Source organism: Mesorhizobium sp. M0830, assembly GCF_040319965.1.
Classification (GTDB): domain Bacteria; phylum Pseudomonadota; class Alphaproteobacteria; order Rhizobiales; family Rhizobiaceae; genus Mesorhizobium.
This window is the reverse complement of sequence record NZ_JAMYOR010000002.1, coordinates 157679-174646: the sequence shown is the minus strand read 5'-3', so window position 1 is coordinate 174646 and position 16968 is coordinate 157679. Positions and strand designations below refer to the sequence as shown.

The following is a 16968-nucleotide window of genomic DNA, read 5'->3' as shown; positions in this document are numbered from 1 at the left end:
ACCAGCGCCGCAATGATAAGGCGGGTTGCTGGTGCTTTTCTATACCCGTGGGCAACGCCCCGATAGGTCGGCACCGGACCATTAGCGTGGTGCAGTTTTATAGCGCGGTAGAGAAGTGGCATCTCACCTGGCTCATAACCACGGAGATCGAGGGTTCGAGTCCCTCCTGCGCAACCAATCCACAGAGGGCGATTACCATGTCGAAGGATCGACCGCGACCCATCCTTACAGCGCTAGCGCGCTTACAGGGTGAAGCTCGTGCAGAAGAGTACCGGCCTTGGAAGCCGGATGCCGTGGGGCAGAACCACGCACCCTGACCAATTCACACGCTGACCAGAACTAGGAGGAAACTATGACAGCCATGCGCGCCAAGGTGAAGATCACCAACATCGCCGCCTACCCGACTGTAGGTACGCCCACACAAGAAGCGCTCACCTTCAATTTCCCGTCCAAGGACGGCGCCTACCCGGCAGACGGTAGCGACGAGGATCAGCAGTTCGCGAAGTTCAGCCCTTGCGGCGCGCTTTCGCTGACTGTCCTCAACCCAGCGCTGATCGGCAAGTTCGCGGTCGGCGACAAGTTCTACCTGGACTTTACGCCGACCACATAAACCAATCTGGAGGAAACAGACATGAACGCACAAGCCTTTAGCCCATTCATCAGCCAGCACTTTACGCCTTCGGTAGAGACCGCTGAAGACGTCTTTGCCGTTGGTGACGTCGTATCACTCATCATTGGTGGTCCGCCCATGGTGGTCATTGCGGCGTGCCAGGAATGCGGTGATATCGATGTACGCTTCACTGACAGTAACGGTGACGTACTTAGCGATGTCCTGCCACAAGAAGCGCTGGTGCACTGGGACGATGACGATGAGTAACCGTACAATCACCTCTCCATACATGACTGAGGCAGAAGTCATCACTCTCATCTTTAGGGTGCTGAGATTGCTTCGTGTGGACAGCATGGCGTACGACAAGCCAACATGGGATGGCATCGAGCGGCGTATGCTTGGAGGCAATGGTGACTAAGCGCCTGCTCGATAAGGTGCGCCAGTGGTTTGACGACTGGGTGATGCGCACGTGGATCTGGTATCACCTCAACGCCTACGACGCACGGCGTGCAGTTGCGGCGCGATAGCCGCTCTGCCGAGGCCGCGCAGTACCGAGGGCTTTATAAAACAGCCCGGTGGCTTGGGTTGCGAGAGTGGAAGCTCTCGCTCAATCCGCTGTGCGAATGGTGCCTAGAGCGCGAGGTGGTTGAGCCTGCGACCGAGGTGCACCACGCCACACCTCACCGAGGCGACGTTGCCAAGTTCTGGGCTGGGCCATTCGTGAGCACATGCAAGCCTTGCCACTCGAGCCGAGGGCAGCGCGAAGACAACGGCAAGACAGTCATCAGGTTCGGCGCCGATGGCTGGCCGCTGTGACTTGAACGATGCTTGGCGATACTTCGCCGACGAAGTAGATCGATGAAAATAAATCGACCGAAAACGCAACACGAAAGAATATTGCGCACTTTTTGCTTGACGGGCGCGCATCGATGTGATATCCTGAGGGGTTGGGTAGGGGGCATGCGTGCCTCTGCCGGGCCACCAGCTAAGGACCGGCGGCCCCCAAGAGTACGCATTTTTCCAATTCATAACATGACCCTGGCGGGAGGTTTTGTGACGGAATCGGCGCATGGGCGACTTCGATTGGTCACTTTCAGTAATATCGACGTTTTCCGCCGGAATAGCAAGAGGTATTTTCATGGCTCGGCCAAGAACGCCGAAGGCCAAGGCAAAAATCACCGGCCAAGATGTTGTAAGGCGCAAGAAGTTTGAGGCGCGCGAGGAACCTGTTGTTACCGGAGACTTGGGTGACGCGCCGGATTGGCTTGTCGACACCGAAAAGAGCAAGCCGAGGCTCGCCTGGTCAATACTGAAATCAGAAATTCCATGGCTGAACAACAGTCATCGCATGTTGGTCGCCACGGTCTGTACGCAGCTTGGCCGCCTGATCGCAGGTCAAGAGGTTGGTGTCCAGGCAAGCGTGTTTATCAAGCAATGCCTGAGTGCAATGGGCGCCACACCGGCCGACGCCAGCAAGGCGGGAGCAAAGCCGAATGGCGACAACGAAGAAGATCCGGCCGCTAAATATTTCACGCGTCGACCCGGTTGACGCGTACGCGCTCGACGTCTGCGATGGCAAGATTGTTGCTGGCCCGCATGTACGGAACGCTTGCCGCAGGCACCTGAGCGATCGAGCGCACGGACACGAGCGCGGGTTGATCTGGGACAGGGCAGCGGCGCTCGACGTTATCAACTTCTTCCCTGACGTGCTGCGCCTGAACGGCGGGCAGTTCGAGGGCAAGCCGTTTGAGCTCCACGCCTCACAGAAGTTCAAGATTGGCTCCATATTCGGGTGGAAGCGCACGGAGTCGGATGGCGCCGTACTGCGCCGATTTCGGCGAGCCTACATCGAGGAAGGCAAGGGCAACGGCAAGTCGCCCCTTGCGGCGGGCATCGGCCACTATTGCATGATTGCCGATGGTGAGGCGGCTGCGGAGATTTACGCCGCGGCGGCTACCAAGGATCAAGCGTTCGTTCTGTTTCGCGATGCGGTTGCGATGTACGAGCAGTCGCCGGCACTCAAGGCGGCCCTCACGCCATCGGGCGGCAATCCTATTTGGAACCTGTCTTTTCTCGCGGCCAGATCGTTCTTTCGCCCTATCAGCCGCGAGGGCGCCCACAGCGGGCCACGTCCGTATGTGGCGCTGGCCGATGAGATCCACGAGCATCCCGATGGCAAGGTCATTGAAATGCTCGAGCGCGGGTTTAAGTTTCGCCGCGCACCACTCCTGTTCATGATCACTAATTCGGGGTCCGATCGGACAACGATCTGTTGGGATGAGCATCAGCATGCGGTCAAGGTTGCGGCCGGCACAGCAACGCCAGACGACGACTTTACCTACGTTGGGGAAGTCGTAGACGACAGCACGTTCAGCTACGTTTGCGCGCTCGATCGTGAGGACGATCCGTTCACGGATCCGACATGCTGGCAGAAGGCAAATCCCCTCTTTGGCGTCACGCTGAAGCACGATTACCTGGCCGGCGTAGTTGCGCAGGCGAAGGATATTCCATCAAAGCGCAACGGCATCTTGCGTCTGCACTTCTGTGTGTGGACAGAGGCCGACACGTCTTGGATACCGCGGCCGCTCATCGAAAAAGTGATGGTCGAGTTTGATCCTTACGAAGACGGAGCGGGGCCAATCGTTGCGGCCGGTCTTGATTTGTCGGGTGCCAAGGACTTGACGGCTGCGGCGTTCGTTCGCGAGACCGGCTCGAAGACAATAACCAGGGCTGATGGCACAACTGCCGAGTTGCCTACGTACGACGCGTGGATTGAGGCTTGGACGCCTCGGGACACGATGGACGAGCGGTCGAAGGTCGACCACGTTCCTTACCGGCTGTGGGTTGACCAAGGGTATCTAAATGCCCCTGAGGGCGCCCGCATTCGGTATGATCACGTAGCGGCACATTTTGCCCGCGTACATGCGGGCCACGGCATCGGTGTTCTGGCTTTCGATCGGTACGTGTTCGACAAGTTCGAAGACGAACTCGACGCATACGGTGTGGAACTCAACACTGTATCGCATCCGCAAGGCGGCAAGAAACGAGCCAAGCCGGACGCTGACAAGGTTGAGGCCGCAAAGTCGGCAGGCGAAGAGGTTCCTCTGGGACTTTGGATGCCCGGTTCCGTTAGCGCGTTAGAGACGCTGATTTTGGAGGGGCGCATTCGGTTGCGGCGCTCTCCGGTTCTCATGTCAGCCATCATGGGCGCCGCTATCGAGACTGACCCGCTTATGGGCAATCAGTGGCTGTCTAAGAAGAAGTCCACCATCCGTATCGACCCTGCCGTGGCTCTGTGCATGGCAGTTGGCGCTGCCGTCGATGGGGCGCCAGAGCCTAAGCCCGCTTCACCGTGGGATAATCCCGATTTTTCTCTCATGAAGGAGGCGGCTTAATGTGGCCATTTAGCCGCGAAAAAACGCAGGAATTGGGCAGAACCACGGAAATTCGGGCTGCTTCAGTGGAAAACCCTACTGTACCGGTAAGTTCAGAGAACTTTCTGGCATTCTTCGGCATCCAGACGGCAAACTTGCCGAACGTGTCGATCGACACCGCCTTGACCGTGCCTGCGGTGTGGGCGGCCGTGTCGTTCATGTCGCGCACATTGGCGACATTGCCGATGCATGCCTACCGGAAGACGAAGGACGGGCCGCAGAAGCTAAGCGGCAAGATCGAGACGGTTATTCACGACGCGCCGAACGACGGCCAGGGCAGTTTCAAGTTCTGGCAATGGTTTTGGCAACAGGTATTTACCGGTGGCCGCGGACTTGCGTGGATTGATCGTACTCCTCAGGGCGTTGAAGCCTTGTGGCCGATGGATCCCATGCGAACGACGGTCAAGTTCTCCAATGGCATTCTGACATACCAGTATTCGCCGTATTCGAACCAGCAGGGCATCAAAGAATATCCTGCCGCAGACGTAATCGACGTCCCGTTCATGCTCCGATCGAACGGCTACATGCATTATGGGCCGATCAACATGGCGGCGAAGGCCATTCAATTGGCTATTGCCATGAACGACTACGGCAGCAATTTCTTTGCGGGTGGTGGCGTTCCGCCGCTGGCGTTGCAAGGTCCGCTGCCGGCAGGCGATGCGGCCATGAAGCGCGCGCAGGCCGATATCAAGCGCTCTGTGGACGCGGCTAAGAATGCCAACGAGCCAGTCTTCCCGATCCCGGCCGGCTACACGCTAAACCCGGTCGGCCTGGACCCCGCCAAGGGCCAGATGATTGAGGCGCGGCGCTTCCAAGTTGAGGAGATCGCCAGGGCCTACCAGCTGCCTCCTGTGTTCTTGCAGGATTTGTCGCGTGCGACGTTCAGCAACGTCGAGCAGCAGGACTTGCACCTGGTGAAGCACTTGATCGGCCAGTGGGCGCAGGCGCTCGAGGACGAACTCAATCTCAAGCTGTTCGGACGCGGAAATGGCTCGCGCTACGTCGAGCATAATCTTGACGGCCTGCTGCGCGGTGACTTTGTTTCTCGCATGACCGGCTACGGCCAGGCTATCCAGAACGGCATTCGCACGCCCGACGAGGTTCGCTCGCTTGAGAACCTCCCATCCAAGGGCGACGCGGCTGACAAGCTTTACATTCAGGGCGCGACGGTACCGCTTGGCACTTTGCCTGCGTCTACCGCGGCGCCTGCTAATGACAATAAACCAAGTGGGGCTGCTGCCGCATGACGAACACTATTGAGAAGCGCGGTAGTCTGCACGGTGTAGAGACGCGCGCCGCGGACGGGAAGCGGACGCTTATCGGGTATGCCGCTGTATGGAACAGCGACACGACGATCGGCGACTATTTCATCGAGCGATTGGCCCCGGGCTGCTTTAGCAAGGCGATCGGTGGCGACATCCTCGCGCTGTACGACCACGACATGGGCCGCGTGCTTGGTCGCACTCGATCCAAGACATTGCGCCTGGCTGAGGACAGCCATGGGCTAAAGGTCGAGATCGATGTGCCGGATACCTCAGACGGCAACGATCTGTGGGTACTGGTTGAGCGAGGCGACGTCGCGGGTATGTCGTTCGCGTTTCGCGCCACCAAGCAGGAGTGGGATGACACCGGAGACCTCCCGAAGAGGACGGTGTTGGAGGCTGAACTGTACGAAGTGACAGCGACCGCAAACCCAGCCTATCCAGACACGACGCTAGCTGCGCGTTCGCTTGAGGCGGCTCGCAATGAGCTCGACCGGGCTCGCAAGGACGCTGGAAAGCGCGCCACCGATGCGGCTGCCGCAAAGCGTCGTATTGCGGAACGCGAGGCGCGGCAAGAGCAGAGGATTCGAGGCATCCAGTCGCCAGACAGCGACGGGCAGGGCGCTTCGTAGTTCACCCCGGCAAGCCGGGAGGGCGGACAGCACGTCCTGCCAATTTCAACCATACGGGCCGCCAAGCAGTGCGGCCTTTTTCATTTGGAGATAGGGATGACCCTTAGGGAATTGAACGAGAAGCGTGGCCAGTTGGTTACGCAGGCGCGCGAAGCGCTGGCTGAAATCAAGAAGAACACCGACGAAGCCCGCGCTGCGGAGCTCGACAAGCGCCATGACGATATCATGGCCGAGTTCGACAAGATCGAAAAGAATATCGCTCGTGAACAGCGAATGGCGGATGCCGAGGCTCGCATCAATGCGGCTGCCGAGGAAGAGCGCAAGGCCAAGCGCCCGAACGCTGAAGAAGGCACGCAGCGCGGCGCCGACGAAGGCAAGAAGGCCGAATACCGCGAGGTGTTCCATAAGTTCATGGCCAACGGTGCCTCGACTGAGGGACTGGACGCCGAAGAGCGCGCCATTCTTCGCGCCGGCGTGCAGGATATCGAAAAGCGCATCCAGACTGGCGGCGCCAATGCGGCGGGCGGCTATACCATTCCGGTTGAACTGCAGAACTTGATGGTCAAGTCCATTAAGGCTTTCGGTCCGATGTATGATGGCAACGTCGTCAGTGAGCTCAACACTTCGTCCGGCAATGCGCTGCCGATCCCGACCACGGATGACACCGGCAACACTGGCGTTCAGGGCACCGAAGGTACGGCGCTGACCGACGACGGTTCGGCTGATGCGGCGTTCGGCGAGAAGCAGCTCGAGGCGTATGACTTCAATACGAAGTTCGTGAAGTTCAGCTGGCAGCTGGCTCAGGATTCCATCTTCAACATGGAAGCGCTGCTTGCCGATCTGCTCGGCGAGCGCCTCGGCCGACTGGCCAATTCGCAGCTTACGACCGGTACCGGCACGTCCGCTCCGAACGGCATCGTTACCGCCTCGACGCTCGGCAAGACTGCGGCCTCGGCCACGGCCATCGCGTCCGATGAACTGATTGACCTGATTCACTCGATCGACCCGGCTTACCGCCAGTCGCCGAAGATTGGCTTCCAGTTCAACGACCTGACGCTGTCGGCTATCCGCAAGCTGAAGGACGGCCAGGGCAACTACCTGTGGCAGATGGGAGATATCACCAAGGGTCAGCCAGGCACGCTGCTTGGCTATCGCTATTACATCAACCAGGCTGTTGCCAGCATCGCGACCGGCAACAAGACGGTGATCTTCGGCGACTTCGGCAAGTATTGGGTCCGCAAGGTTGGAACTCCTGTAATTGGGGTTCTTAAAGAAAGGTATTGGCCAGACCTCGGCATCGCAGGCCTAATTCGCTTCGACGGTGAACTGCTGGATACCGCCGCGGTCAAGCACCTCAAGCAGGCCTAATTGGGAATAGGCGGGTTGCCAAACGGTGACCCGCCGCCCGCTTCGGAGACAAAATGAAAATCAAACTGCTTGTGAGCCTTGCAGGCGCACATAACGCGTTCAACGCCGGCGCCGAGCCCGACTGGGACGATGAAGACGCAATCCGCCTTATCGATGCTGGCTTCGCGCTTCCTGTCTCGGAAACAAAGATTGAGCGCGCCGTAGCAACACCGGCAGCGGAAAGGCGAAAGCGCGATGTGGCTTCCAGCGACGGTAACGACGCCAGCAACTAGCGAGCCGGTCTCGCTCGTTGAGGCAAAGCGGCAAGTCCGCGTCGACTTCGATGATGATGACGACTACGTCAATGGTTTGATCGCCACCGCCCGCAACCACGCTGAGAAGTACTGCGGCGCATATCTCGCGACGCAAACGGTCACAGCGCAGACCGACAGTTGGTGCGATCTGGCGCATCTTTCGGTTCTGCCTGTCCAGTCGGTCACGTCGCTAGCCTATGTCGACACGAACGGCAGTGCACAGACCGTGGCAACCACGGTCTATGAGTTGCGCGGCGAAGCGATTGTTTTGAAGTACGGCCAGGTATGGCCACCGAAACAGCACGGCTCACTGATCACGCTGACAGCCGTAGTTGGCTTCGCCCAAGTAGAGCCTGCCCTCAAGCACGCAATCTTGCTGCGCATCGCTGACCTTTATCAAACACGCGAGAGCGCTGCGGAAGCCGGTTGGACGTCGTTCGATTCGCTTTTGAGCAATCACAGATATTACTAACCGCGGCCACGCCGCAAGGATGAACAATGCGAGATTCATACAGCGATGTCGGCTTTACCCAGTCGCTTGCGCCGGCCGCACGTAACGCCTCTGCCAATGGCACGGGTGTTGATGTCAACGGCTACTCCGGAGCCGTTTTTGTAATCGGCATCGGCGCTTGGACAGACGGCACTCACACTTTTGATATGCAGGAGTCCGACGACAACAGCACGTTTACGTCGGTCGCGGCCGGACAATTGCAGGGCACTAAGCCCGTCGTTAGCTCGGCGCCTACGGCAAGCAAGGTTTATAAGGTCGGATATCTCGGTACCAGACGCTATTTGCGCGTGGCCGTTACCGTTGCTGGCGCGACCACTGGCGCAGTCTACGGCGCGTCGATCATGCTCGGGCACGCCGCAACGAAGCCTGTTGCGTAAGGATAGGATTCCAAAATGACTGACATTGTTATCACCGCTGCCAATGTGGTTGCGGGCAACTCGGCAACCATTGCCCGAGGCACAGCCGGCGCCACCATCACTGCGGGCCAGGTAGTCTACCTTGACCCTACCACGGGCAAGTACGGCCTTGCCGACGTGAACAGCGCCACCGCAGCCGTCCGCAACGCCGTTGGCATCGCGCTTAATAGCGCTTCGGCTAATCAGCCGATTGCCGTTTGCACGAAGGGTCCGCTTACGATCGGCGGCGCCATTCTGGCTGGCGTAGCGTATTACGCATCGGGTACGCCGGGCGGCATTCGCCCCGTGGCCGACAACGTAACCGGCGACTACACCTGTCTGCTCGGCCTCGGCGCGTCGACCACCGTGCTTAACGTCGATATCGAATTCCCGAACGTTCCGCTCGCGTAATGGAGGCGGGGCGCTTCAATAGGCGCTTCCAATTCCAAGTCCGCGTCGCGATGGATGATTCTCATGGGAACGAAGTGGCCGACTGGTATCCGCAATTCACTGTTGCGGGTAGCAGGAAATACATCCTTCGCGGCGCAGGCGAGGCCATCATGGCGGCCCGTCTGGCGGCCAAGACGTTCGCCACCGTAACGGTGCGCCGCTCGTCAGCAACGCGACAGATTACGGCCGAATGGCGCGCAATCGACGCGCGAAGTGGTGAGGTGTTTAACATCCGTGAGCAACCGCAAGAATCTGAAGACCGCGGCAATCTCGAATTCCTTTGCGAGACGGGCGTGGCTAGCGGGTAGAGCATGGCCGACAACACGATTGCACAGGGTCTCGCGAACCTAAACCGCAAGCTTACAAAGTCGATCCCCGAGAAGGTCTACAATCAAGTCCGTGACGTCCTTGCGGCTCAAGCCGATAAGATCGTTTCACAGATGAAGAAGCACGCCCCAGTCGATAGGGGCGACCTTCAAATGAGCATCAGTTGGTGCTGGGGTAATGCGCCCAAGGGAACGATGACTGTCGGCCACGTCACTACCGGCAAAGGCAAGGGAAGCAGGACATTCAAGCAGGGCAGGAACACAACTGGCCTGCGGATAAGCATCTTCGCAGGCGGCGGGGATGAATTTTACGCATGGTTCCATGAGTTCGGTACGCAAAACATGTCGGCAACGCCGTTTTTCTATCCGATCTATCGGGCCAATAAGCGCGCCGCCAAGTCAGCAATAACCCGCGCCATTTCCAAGGGCGTCAAGGATGGTGCCAAGTGAGCGCTTCACTCGACCTTCAGGACTTGATCCTAAACACGCTTAAGGCCGACGCCCCGCTCATGGCTCTGATCAATGGCGTGTGGGACCAGCCGCCGTCAACGGCGTTCGCAGAGCCCAAGCAAGCCTATATCAGTTTCGGCCCGCACGACTACGTCGAAGATGATGATGGCTGCATCGTTTCTGGCGAGCATACCTTTCAACTGGACGCATGGAGCCGGCTTGTTGGCTTCCCGGCATGCAAGCAGATTGGCGATCGCGTCAAGGCGGTATTGCACGAAGCCAACCTGACCATGCCGACCGAAAACGCGCTTGTCGAAATCAGAGTGCCGGCAATTCGGTATGTGCGGGATTCGGACGGCCTCACATCACACGGCATCATCACAGTAACCGCGCTCATCGAAGAGACGTGACGTGTGGGCGATCTTTAACGACAGGTTCCACTACGACCGGCGTCCACGGCAAGCCATCGCCTTCGTAGTCGAGGCAAAGCCGGAGCCGCAGAACTATCCGCGCGATCTTGTCGAGGCCGCGGTAGCTGCCGGCAAGGCGCAGGAAACAAAGCCGCCAGGTAAGCGGCTTAAAGCCACCGAAACATCGAAGTCAAATGGCCGCCTGTGAGCGGCCTTTCTTTTGAACGAAAGGCAAGCACATGGCTGCTGCGCAGACTGAAAAATACGAGGAAATGATTCTGGACGTCGAGCTCGTGAGTGGCAGCGGGATTTATACCCCGATCTGCGGCATGACCGACGTGACGATTAGCCGAACGGCTACGATCGACAGCACAGAGATCCCGGATTGTGACGACGAATCACTCCCGCTGAGCGTTGAGAAGCAGGTGCGGTCTATCGACGTTTCGATCTCTGCAACCGGTGTCTGGGCTAAGACCAGCCAGGACATGCTCAAGGCGTGGTTCTATTCGGCTGCCGTCAAGAACGTCCGCATTCGCGACACCGCGGCTGCCTCTGGTGATATCGAGATCGAATCTGGTCCGGCGCTTCTGGCATCGCTGAAGAATTCGCGAACCAAAGGCAAGAAGGTTACGGCGGATGTTGAGTTGCAGCTGGACGGTACGCCAGCCCGTACCGACAAGCCGTAATCAGCGATAGATGGCTAGAGGAGTAGACATAACGTGGCAGGGAGGTGAAAACACCTTCCTGCTCACCATCGACCTGTTGCGAGCATTGCAGGATCGCTGCGATGCGGGGCCGGCATTCATCCTGTCCAGGCTGATCAATGGCGAATGGCGGGTGGACGATGTAGTATCAACCATTCGTCTCGCGTTGGAAGGTGGCGGGATAGACAAGGAAGACGCGCGCAAGCTTGTGCGTCGCCACGTCGAGGAAGACTTCGGCGTCAAGCACGTCCTGCTGGCTCGCGCGATCCTTACCCATACGCTTTACAGCGAGGAGGGAGATAGCGACGAGGGGGAACCGAAGGCGGTAGCGGCGGATTAAAGCCGCTGCCGCGTGGGAAGATCCGATGGAGTGCAATTTACAAATGGGCTGGCGTTTTGCATCAGCCTATCGGCGCTATGACCCTGCTTGAGTTCGTTGACGCCACGCAAGGATATGCGGAGGCCAATGGTGCGAAGCCAAAAGGCGGCACGATCAGCGAAGATAGGCTCGAGGCGATGGGTATTGCCGGGTTTGATAGCTAGCGTGCGCGTATTCAGTGCGGCAGTCTACTGTTGCCGCACTGATGTCGTTTGGCATCTGGGCTAATTCGTTTGCCGTATCACCAGACGCCAAGTCAGCGACAAACACAGGCACGGAATCGATGCGACTGCCGTCCTGGCTGCGGAACGTACAGTGCAAGAATACGGCCGAAAGCCGGCGCCCAGAGACATTGTGCACCTTAACGCCAGCGCTACCGCGATTTACGCTAAAGACATCGACCTCGACGCGATCTGAGCCGCGCTTTCAGCGATCGGCTGCACTCTGGCTAGTGCCCATGGCGTTGTCTCGAATTGCTTCGCGTACGCATCGCTGCGCCAGTGCCGATCACTGAGCACGTGGCCTGCAAAGACCAAGCCGGCAACAACAAAAACCATGGTGCGCGAGTTCAAGGTGCGCCGTTAGCATTAATGGCGGATTATGGCAACTGACCTCGAACGGCTAATAGTTAGCCTTGATGCATCGACAACCAAATTCGAGCGCGCGCTCACCAAGGCCAATGCGACCGCAAAGAAGCAACTGACGGACATTCAGCGGCAGTTTACAGAGACCAACAAGAAGCTCAACGAGGGGCTGTCCTTTGGTGGGTTGTCGTTCGGTGGCTTAAAGGGCGGCCTTGACAGCCTTAAGGGAGGCGCTGCTGGCCTCGCTGGAGCGTTTGCGGCCGACAAGATCAAGGATTACGCAGACGCATGGACTGAAGCCGGCAATAAGATCGCCGCCTCGGCTGTTGTCAGCGGGCGGTCGGCGCGCTCGCTTGACGAAATCAACAAGATCGCCACGGGCACGCGCTCCGGTCTAGGCGAGACGGTCGATCTTTACGCAAAGCTTCTTCGCGCCACGGCTGGCGTTGCCAAGAATGAGCAGGAAGTCGCGGACGCTACAGAGATCGTCAACAAGGCATTCAAGGCTGGCGGCGCCGAGGCTAGCGAGCAGGCGGCCGGCATCTTACAGTTGAGCCAGGCGCTTTCGAGCGGCATCTTACAAGGCGACGAGCTTCGGTCTATCCGTGAGAACGCGCCGCTTATCGCGCAGGCTATCGCCAACGAATTCAAGACCACCATTGGCGGCCTTAAGCAACTTGGCGCAGACGGAAAGCTTTCCGTGGACCGTGTCTTTCAAGCGATACTGAACGCCAAGCCAATGATTGACCGCGCTTACGGCGCGACATCAGCCACCATTGCTGAGGGCTTCACGCTGGTGAATAACGCCGTCACTGAGGCCATTGGCAAGCTCAGTGATGTAACTGGCGCAAGCCATGAGGTCGGGTCGGCGCTTGCCGATGTCTCGTCCATTATCAGCGGTTTGTCCGATGCGCTTGTGTCTGTGGCAGGAAGTCCTGCCGGCAAGTTCCTTGGCTTCCTAGATGGCGTACTGGAGAAATTTGAGCCGCTCAAAGCCTCCCTAAAGTTGCTGGCGGACGCCAACGTTCAGAAGGCAATTGGCGGGGCCGTAGACGCAGCCGGCACGGCCGCTACGGGCACAACTGCATCACAGATCAAAGACGTCACTGAAGCCATGGATGCCTTTTTCAAGGCGCGAGACGAAGGTACGAGGGGCGGCTACCTTACCGCAGAGCAGGGCAAGGGCTTTGATGATCTAAGAGATAAACTGGCGCTGGCGAAAATCTCTGCAGAGGACGCGTCGAAGGAGGTCCGCCGTCTAGTCGAGCTGGATCCCGGGACATCACCGCAGATCATCGATCAGTTTGATTTGATGATTGTCAAACTCAAGGCGATTAAGGTTGCCGCCGAGGCCGCAAAGGTGTCGGCGTCGAACCTTAACACAGATGATCGCGCACAGAGTCGCGCAGACCAGGAGGGCGCCACCGCCTACGCCGCCTTCGTTTCAGGGCGCAATGCGGATGCCAACCGCACCGATCTGCAAAAGGACATAGACACTCGAGCCAAGCAGATTGAGTCGGCGGCGCAAAAGGTCGGCGTAGCAATCACCGATGCCGCAGCCAAGATCCAGGCAGCGAAGGAACTAGCGGCCGAGGACATCGCCAAGTCGGCGAGCAAGTCGGTTACGAATTCCGTCGACATGGTGAAGCAGTTCGAGGGCTTCATTTCGAAGCCCAAATACGACGTCAACGCATACCGCGCCGGCTATGGCTCGGATACGGTCACTCTTGCGGACGGCAGTGTTCAGAAAATCACGCAGGGCATGTCCGTTTCGGTGGCTGACGCCAATCGGGACTTGGTGCGACGTATCGGCGAATTCCAAGACGGAATCAAGAACAAGATCGGCGCTGATACCTTCAACGGCTTCGATGAAAACCAGCAAGCCGCGTTGACGAGCCTGGCCTACAATTACGGCAGCTTGCCGGATCGCATTGTTGCAGCGATCAAGACAGGCAATCAGGCGACTGTTGTGCAAGCCATTCGTGGACTTGGCTCTGACAATGGCGGGATCAACAAGGACCGCCGAAACACAGAGGCCGACACGTTCCTTGGTGGCGCTCCGTCTGGCGTTAAGAAGGCTGTCCAAGGCCAGGACAAATTCAACAACAACCTGGCGGAAACGCAGCGGCAGATCGATCTGCTAAATGAGCAGGCTAAGGCGCTTGGCCTCGTTAATCCGCTCATCAACGACTACGGCTACGCCCAGTCTAAGGCTGAGATCAAGCAGAAGCTCATCAACGATGCCATGGCGGCGGGCGTTGAGATCACGCCGGAATATGCAGCCAAGATTGATGCCCTTGCCGAGAAGTATGCGAACGCCGATGCCGCACGCAATCAAATGCAGCAAGGCGTCGAGAATCTTAGCCAAAAGATGGCCGAATCCTCGGCGCTAGGCAAGGACGTGCTTGGTGGCTTCATCAAGGATCTGGAATCCGGCAAGTCGGCAACTGAGGCGCTGTCAAACGCGCTTAGCAAGGTTGCCGATAAGCTCCTTGAGGTTGGCCTTAATGCGCTGTTTGACGGCCCGATGGGCGGCAAGTCGGGCGGCGGCATTCTTGGTGGCTTGTTCAGCTTCTTGTTTGCTGACGGCGGTTACACCGGTAACGGCGGCAAGAATGAGCCAGCCGGCATCGTCCACAAGGGCGAGGTTGTATGGAGTCAGGATGACGTAAGGCGATGGGGCGGCCCACAGCGCGTCGATTCGATGCGGCGCGGCTACGCGAACGGCGGCATAGTCGGCGGAGCAATCCCGATGCCTGCGATGCCCGGCCGGATACCCGGTCGCGGCGGGAGCTCGACCGATACTGTCCGACTGGTGCTTCAGGACGATAGTGGCCGCATGGCCGACATTGCCGATAGGCGCATCCAAACGCACTCCGGCACGATCGTCGAAGTAGCCGTTCAGCGAAGCACTAAAGCCGTTAAGGGCCAAATGCCCGGGCTTATTGCCAACGCGCAGGCGCGGAATCTCTAGGAAGCCAAAGGAACACATATGACAATCCGTTGGCCAGAAGAAGTCCTGCGGCCTACCAACGTTTCCTTCGATCTTGATAGCCGGTCCCTCGCGGGGCCGGCGTCCGTCTCGGGCGCCACCCAAGTGGTGGCATCAGATGCGGGAATTTGGAAGGCGACGTTTGGCAATGTCGTCGTGAAGAGCCGGCAGGCGGTGTTAGCGCACCGCGCCATTGCGGCTTTGTTGGAGGGGCGACTAGGATCTATTCTCATTCCACTTTGCCGCGGCTACGGCCCTAGCTCTGGCGCCGTATTGTCGGCTGATGAGGAAGCGCTATTCGCCGAAGTTCCCCATAGCGACGACGCTCTATTCGATGACGGCACAGGCTATGTCGGTTCGTTGACCAATGTGGTTGCCGCGGCAAATGCGGCAGTGCGCGCCACGACGATTACGGCAACAGTGACCTACGCCGCTGACAGCATTCAGCCGGGGCAGCATTTCTCAATTGGTGAGCGCCTTTACAGGATCCGCACTTACGACGCGGGAACGGGCGTAATGACTATCCGTCCGCCGTTACGCGAGGCCATTACGGCTGGTGACCATCTCGAGTTCGATGATCCGGTTTGCAAAATGCGTTTGGCGCAAGACGACGGCTTGGATTTGGAATTGGCTATGCGGCGTTTTTCGTCCCCCAGCGTTTCGTTCATAGAGGACGTATAAAAATCTGGCGAAATGCCCATATACGCATTGCTTGGCTAGGGTAGCTCCCGAAAAAGCGCGCTCACCTCGCGCCTGCCAAGCACCAAATCCTTAAGGTGATGCGCAAGACTAGGTGACTTGCATATGGAATTTTACGTTTACGTGTGGCGCGACAGCGCTGGTGTGCCGTTTTATGTTGGCAAGGGCGGTACCCCTGATCGCGCCTTCAGAACAAATGGAAGATTTCGTTCCAAAGCCTTTAAGGCTGTATATGCGCAAGGTGGTTGCGCTGTCGAGATCGTGGACGAGTTCATTCACGAGTCGGAGGCTCACGCTCACGAAATCGAACTGATAGAACGCTACGGTCGACGTGATCTCGGTACAGGTACTCTTGTTAACCTGACAGATGGTGGCGAAGGAATAGCGGGATATAAGCATAGCGACGAAGCGAAGCGAAAGATATCAATCGCATCGTTGAATCAGAGCGATGAGACTAGAGCTAAACTCAGATCCGTTCGCAGGGGTAGGCCGAAATCAAAGGAATGGCGAGATAAGATTGCGCTGGCAAATACTGGCAAGACGCATGGCGATGAGACTAGGAAAAAAATAGCTGAAGCCCAATATCAAAGAAGCGATGAGACTAAAGAGAAATCCGGAAGAGGGCAACATAACCGCCTGCCATCTAGTGGATTTAAGGGTGTGAGTTTCAAGACTAGACGGAAGAAATACAGCACATCAATAAGGGCAGGCGGAACCAGAAAGCATCTAGGCACATTCACAACGGCCGAAGAGGCAGCGCTGGCCTACGATCGAGCCGCCTACGCAGCATGGGGAGATGACTGCTATTTGAATTTTCCGGATAAGATTGGCGATAAGATCGCCGCATAGGTGTCATGTTGTCTGATTTCTTTACATCTGATCAGTTGGCGCTTTTGACAGCCAGCCGTGTTTTTTGCAGCCTATTAGTTAAGTTCGACTTTCAGAGCGGAGCCGAGTACGCGTGGAATGGTAACACGGCACTACTTACGGGCGGCAACACGTACCTGCCGATGCATGGTATGGGCACGATTGACGGCTTAGGCCTCTCTGGAAACGGCGCCTCGGATAACGTCACAGTTTCCGTCGATGGCTTACCCGACCAGGCGCTTGGCTTTTTGGCTAAGGCACTAGAGGATACGCCGTCTGTTGATCAGCAGTTGATGACAATTTATCTGCAGTTATTCGATAGTGAGTGGCAGAACGTAGGCGGCCCACTGCCCCTATGGTGGGGCTTCATGCAACCGCCGCGCGTGTCACGCACCGAAATGCAAGGCACGGACGGCGCAGTCCAGTCGATTTCGATTGTGGCTGAGAACGCCTTCTTTAATCGTAGCAGGCCTTCGTATGGCAGGTTCACTGACCGCGACCAGCAGGCCCGATCGCCAGGCGATAAGTTCTTCGGGTTCGTGTCTTCCATCTTGGTTAAGACGGTTACCTATCCCGATTATTAGCAAAATCTAATACTAGGC

The 16968-nt window shown here is 57.9% G+C and carries 21 protein-coding genes and 1 tRNA gene; all 22 read left to right on the top strand.

Going from position 1 to position 16968, the window contains the following annotated elements:
* Positions 1-101: 101 nt before the first annotated feature.
* The 22 genes from NKI20_RS02315 (at position 102) to NKI20_RS02210 (ending at position 16950) form a co-directional block, all read left to right on the top strand.
* A tRNA-Met gene (locus NKI20_RS02315) sits at positions 102-177 on the top strand.
* 175 nt (positions 178-352) lie between these two features.
* On the top strand, positions 353-610 hold the full coding sequence (locus NKI20_RS02310) for a hypothetical protein (protein WP_352616018.1): 258 nt from the start codon (positions 353-355) through the stop codon (positions 608-610).
* Between the two features lie 21 nt (positions 611-631).
* Positions 632-877: a YodC family protein gene (locus NKI20_RS02305; protein WP_352827968.1), complete on the top strand. Its 246-nt coding sequence runs from the start codon at positions 632-634 to the stop codon at positions 875-877.
* Between the two features lie 802 nt (positions 878-1679).
* Complete coding sequence (locus tag NKI20_RS02300) at positions 1680-2159, top strand: hypothetical protein (RefSeq protein WP_352827966.1); 480 nt, start codon at positions 1680-1682, stop codon at positions 2157-2159.
* Complete coding sequence (locus NKI20_RS02295; protein ID WP_352827965.1) at positions 2104-4005, top strand: terminase large subunit; 1902 nt, start codon at positions 2104-2106, stop codon at positions 4003-4005. The genes NKI20_RS02300 and NKI20_RS02295 overlap by 56 nt, the downstream gene beginning before the upstream one ends.
* Positions 4005-5291 (top strand): phage portal protein, encoded by a 1287-nt coding sequence (locus NKI20_RS02290; protein ID WP_352827964.1) that lies wholly within the window; start codon positions 4005-4007, stop codon positions 5289-5291. The genes NKI20_RS02295 and NKI20_RS02290 overlap by 1 nt, the downstream gene beginning before the upstream one ends.
* Positions 5288-5938, top strand: coding sequence for an HK97 family phage prohead protease (locus tag NKI20_RS02285; RefSeq protein ID WP_352827962.1), 651 nt, complete (start codon positions 5288-5290; stop codon positions 5936-5938). Before NKI20_RS02290 ends, NKI20_RS02285 begins: the two co-directional genes overlap by 4 nt.
* A 96-nt stretch (positions 5939-6034) precedes the next feature.
* The gene (locus NKI20_RS02280; RefSeq protein WP_352827960.1) at positions 6035-7306 is read left to right on the top strand and encodes a phage major capsid protein; all 1272 of its coding nucleotides are present in this window, start codon (positions 6035-6037) and stop codon (positions 7304-7306) included.
* 53 nt (positions 7307-7359) lie between these two features.
* The gene (locus tag NKI20_RS02275) at positions 7360-7578 is read left to right on the top strand and encodes a hypothetical protein (protein ID WP_352827959.1); all 219 of its coding nucleotides are present in this window, start codon (positions 7360-7362) and stop codon (positions 7576-7578) included.
* Positions 7541-8071 carry a head-tail connector protein gene (locus NKI20_RS02270; protein ID WP_352827957.1) on the top strand — a complete coding sequence of 177 codons (531 nt, stop codon included), beginning with the start codon at positions 7541-7543 and terminating at the stop codon, positions 8069-8071. The genes NKI20_RS02275 and NKI20_RS02270 overlap by 38 nt, the downstream gene beginning before the upstream one ends.
* Positions 8072-8097: 26 nt before the next feature.
* Positions 8098-8487: a hypothetical protein gene (locus NKI20_RS02265; RefSeq protein ID WP_352827955.1), complete on the top strand. Its 390-nt coding sequence runs from the start codon at positions 8098-8100 to the stop codon at positions 8485-8487.
* Between the two features lie 15 nt (positions 8488-8502).
* Positions 8503-8916 carry a hypothetical protein gene (locus tag NKI20_RS02260; RefSeq protein WP_352827952.1) on the top strand — a complete coding sequence of 138 codons (414 nt, stop codon included), beginning with the start codon at positions 8503-8505 and terminating at the stop codon, positions 8914-8916.
* The gene (locus NKI20_RS02255; protein WP_352827951.1) at positions 8916-9263 is read left to right on the top strand and encodes a head-tail adaptor protein; all 348 of its coding nucleotides are present in this window, start codon (positions 8916-8918) and stop codon (positions 9261-9263) included. The genes NKI20_RS02260 and NKI20_RS02255 overlap by 1 nt, the downstream gene beginning before the upstream one ends.
* Positions 9264-9266: 3 nt before the next feature.
* Positions 9267-9731: an HK97-gp10 family putative phage morphogenesis protein gene (locus tag NKI20_RS02250; RefSeq protein ID WP_352827949.1), complete on the top strand. Its 465-nt coding sequence runs from the start codon at positions 9267-9269 to the stop codon at positions 9729-9731.
* Entirely contained in the window at positions 9728-10141 is a 414-nt protein-coding gene (locus tag NKI20_RS02245; RefSeq protein WP_352827947.1) for a DUF3168 domain-containing protein, read from the top strand. The genes NKI20_RS02250 and NKI20_RS02245 overlap by 4 nt, the downstream gene beginning before the upstream one ends.
* A gap of 1 nt (position 10142) precedes the next feature.
* Complete coding sequence (locus NKI20_RS02240) at positions 10143-10349, top strand: hypothetical protein (protein WP_352827946.1); 207 nt, start codon at positions 10143-10145, stop codon at positions 10347-10349.
* A 31-nt stretch (positions 10350-10380) separates the two neighbouring features.
* Positions 10381-10827: a phage tail tube protein gene (locus NKI20_RS02235; RefSeq protein WP_352827944.1), complete on the top strand. Its 447-nt coding sequence runs from the start codon at positions 10381-10383 to the stop codon at positions 10825-10827.
* Positions 10828-10837: 10 nt separating this feature from the next.
* Positions 10838-11185 carry a gene transfer agent family protein gene (locus tag NKI20_RS02230; protein ID WP_352827942.1) on the top strand — a complete coding sequence of 116 codons (348 nt, stop codon included), beginning with the start codon at positions 10838-10840 and terminating at the stop codon, positions 11183-11185.
* Positions 11186-11824: 639 nt separating this feature from the next.
* Positions 11825-14782 carry a tape measure protein gene (locus NKI20_RS02225; protein WP_352827940.1) on the top strand — a complete coding sequence of 986 codons (2958 nt, stop codon included), beginning with the start codon at positions 11825-11827 and terminating at the stop codon, positions 14780-14782.
* Between the two features lie 18 nt (positions 14783-14800).
* Positions 14801-15481 carry a hypothetical protein gene (locus NKI20_RS02220; protein WP_352827938.1) on the top strand — a complete coding sequence of 227 codons (681 nt, stop codon included), beginning with the start codon at positions 14801-14803 and terminating at the stop codon, positions 15479-15481.
* A gap of 123 nt (positions 15482-15604) precedes the next feature.
* On the top strand, positions 15605-16348 hold the full coding sequence (locus tag NKI20_RS02215; protein WP_352827937.1) for an NUMOD3 domain-containing DNA-binding protein: 744 nt from the start codon (positions 15605-15607) through the stop codon (positions 16346-16348).
* 5 nt (positions 16349-16353) lie between these two features.
* On the top strand, positions 16354-16950 hold the full coding sequence (locus NKI20_RS02210; RefSeq protein WP_352827935.1) for a hypothetical protein: 597 nt from the start codon (positions 16354-16356) through the stop codon (positions 16948-16950).
* Positions 16951-16968 lie beyond the last annotated feature (18 nt).

Coding starts and splice junctions, on each gene's coding strand:
- NKI20_RS02225 (WP_352827940.1), top strand. CDS start 11,825: ATGGCAACTGACCTCGAACGGCTAATAGTTAGCCTTGATGCATCGACA.
- NKI20_RS02255 (WP_352827951.1), top strand. CDS start 8,916: ATGGAGGCGGGGCGCTTCAATAGGCGCTTCCAATTCCAAGTCCGCGTC.
- NKI20_RS02260 (WP_352827952.1), top strand. CDS start 8,503: ATGACTGACATTGTTATCACCGCTGCCAATGTGGTTGCGGGCAACTCG.
- NKI20_RS02265 (WP_352827955.1), top strand. CDS start 8,098: ATGCGAGATTCATACAGCGATGTCGGCTTTACCCAGTCGCTTGCGCCG.
- NKI20_RS02270 (WP_352827957.1), top strand. CDS start 7,541: ATGTGGCTTCCAGCGACGGTAACGACGCCAGCAACTAGCGAGCCGGTC.
- NKI20_RS02285 (WP_352827962.1), top strand. CDS start 5,288: ATGACGAACACTATTGAGAAGCGCGGTAGTCTGCACGGTGTAGAGACG.
- NKI20_RS02310 (WP_352616018.1), top strand. CDS start 353: ATGACAGCCATGCGCGCCAAGGTGAAGATCACCAACATCGCCGCCTAC.
- NKI20_RS02290 (WP_352827964.1), top strand. CDS start 4,005: ATGTGGCCATTTAGCCGCGAAAAAACGCAGGAATTGGGCAGAACCACG.
- NKI20_RS02220 (WP_352827938.1), top strand. CDS start 14,801: ATGACAATCCGTTGGCCAGAAGAAGTCCTGCGGCCTACCAACGTTTCC.
- NKI20_RS02280 (WP_352827960.1), top strand. CDS start 6,035: ATGACCCTTAGGGAATTGAACGAGAAGCGTGGCCAGTTGGTTACGCAG.
- NKI20_RS02305 (WP_352827968.1), top strand. CDS start 632: ATGAACGCACAAGCCTTTAGCCCATTCATCAGCCAGCACTTTACGCCT.
- NKI20_RS02250 (WP_352827949.1), top strand. CDS start 9,267: ATGGCCGACAACACGATTGCACAGGGTCTCGCGAACCTAAACCGCAAG.
- NKI20_RS02300 (WP_352827966.1), top strand. CDS start 1,680: ATGGGCGACTTCGATTGGTCACTTTCAGTAATATCGACGTTTTCCGCC.
- NKI20_RS02235 (WP_352827944.1), top strand. CDS start 10,381: ATGGCTGCTGCGCAGACTGAAAAATACGAGGAAATGATTCTGGACGTC.
- NKI20_RS02295 (WP_352827965.1), top strand. CDS start 2,104: ATGGCGACAACGAAGAAGATCCGGCCGCTAAATATTTCACGCGTCGAC.
- NKI20_RS02230 (WP_352827942.1), top strand. CDS start 10,838: ATGGCTAGAGGAGTAGACATAACGTGGCAGGGAGGTGAAAACACCTTC.
- NKI20_RS02210 (WP_352827935.1), top strand. CDS start 16,354: ATGTTGTCTGATTTCTTTACATCTGATCAGTTGGCGCTTTTGACAGCC.
- NKI20_RS02215 (WP_352827937.1), top strand. CDS start 15,605: ATGGAATTTTACGTTTACGTGTGGCGCGACAGCGCTGGTGTGCCGTTT.
- NKI20_RS02275 (WP_352827959.1), top strand. CDS start 7,360: ATGAAAATCAAACTGCTTGTGAGCCTTGCAGGCGCACATAACGCGTTC.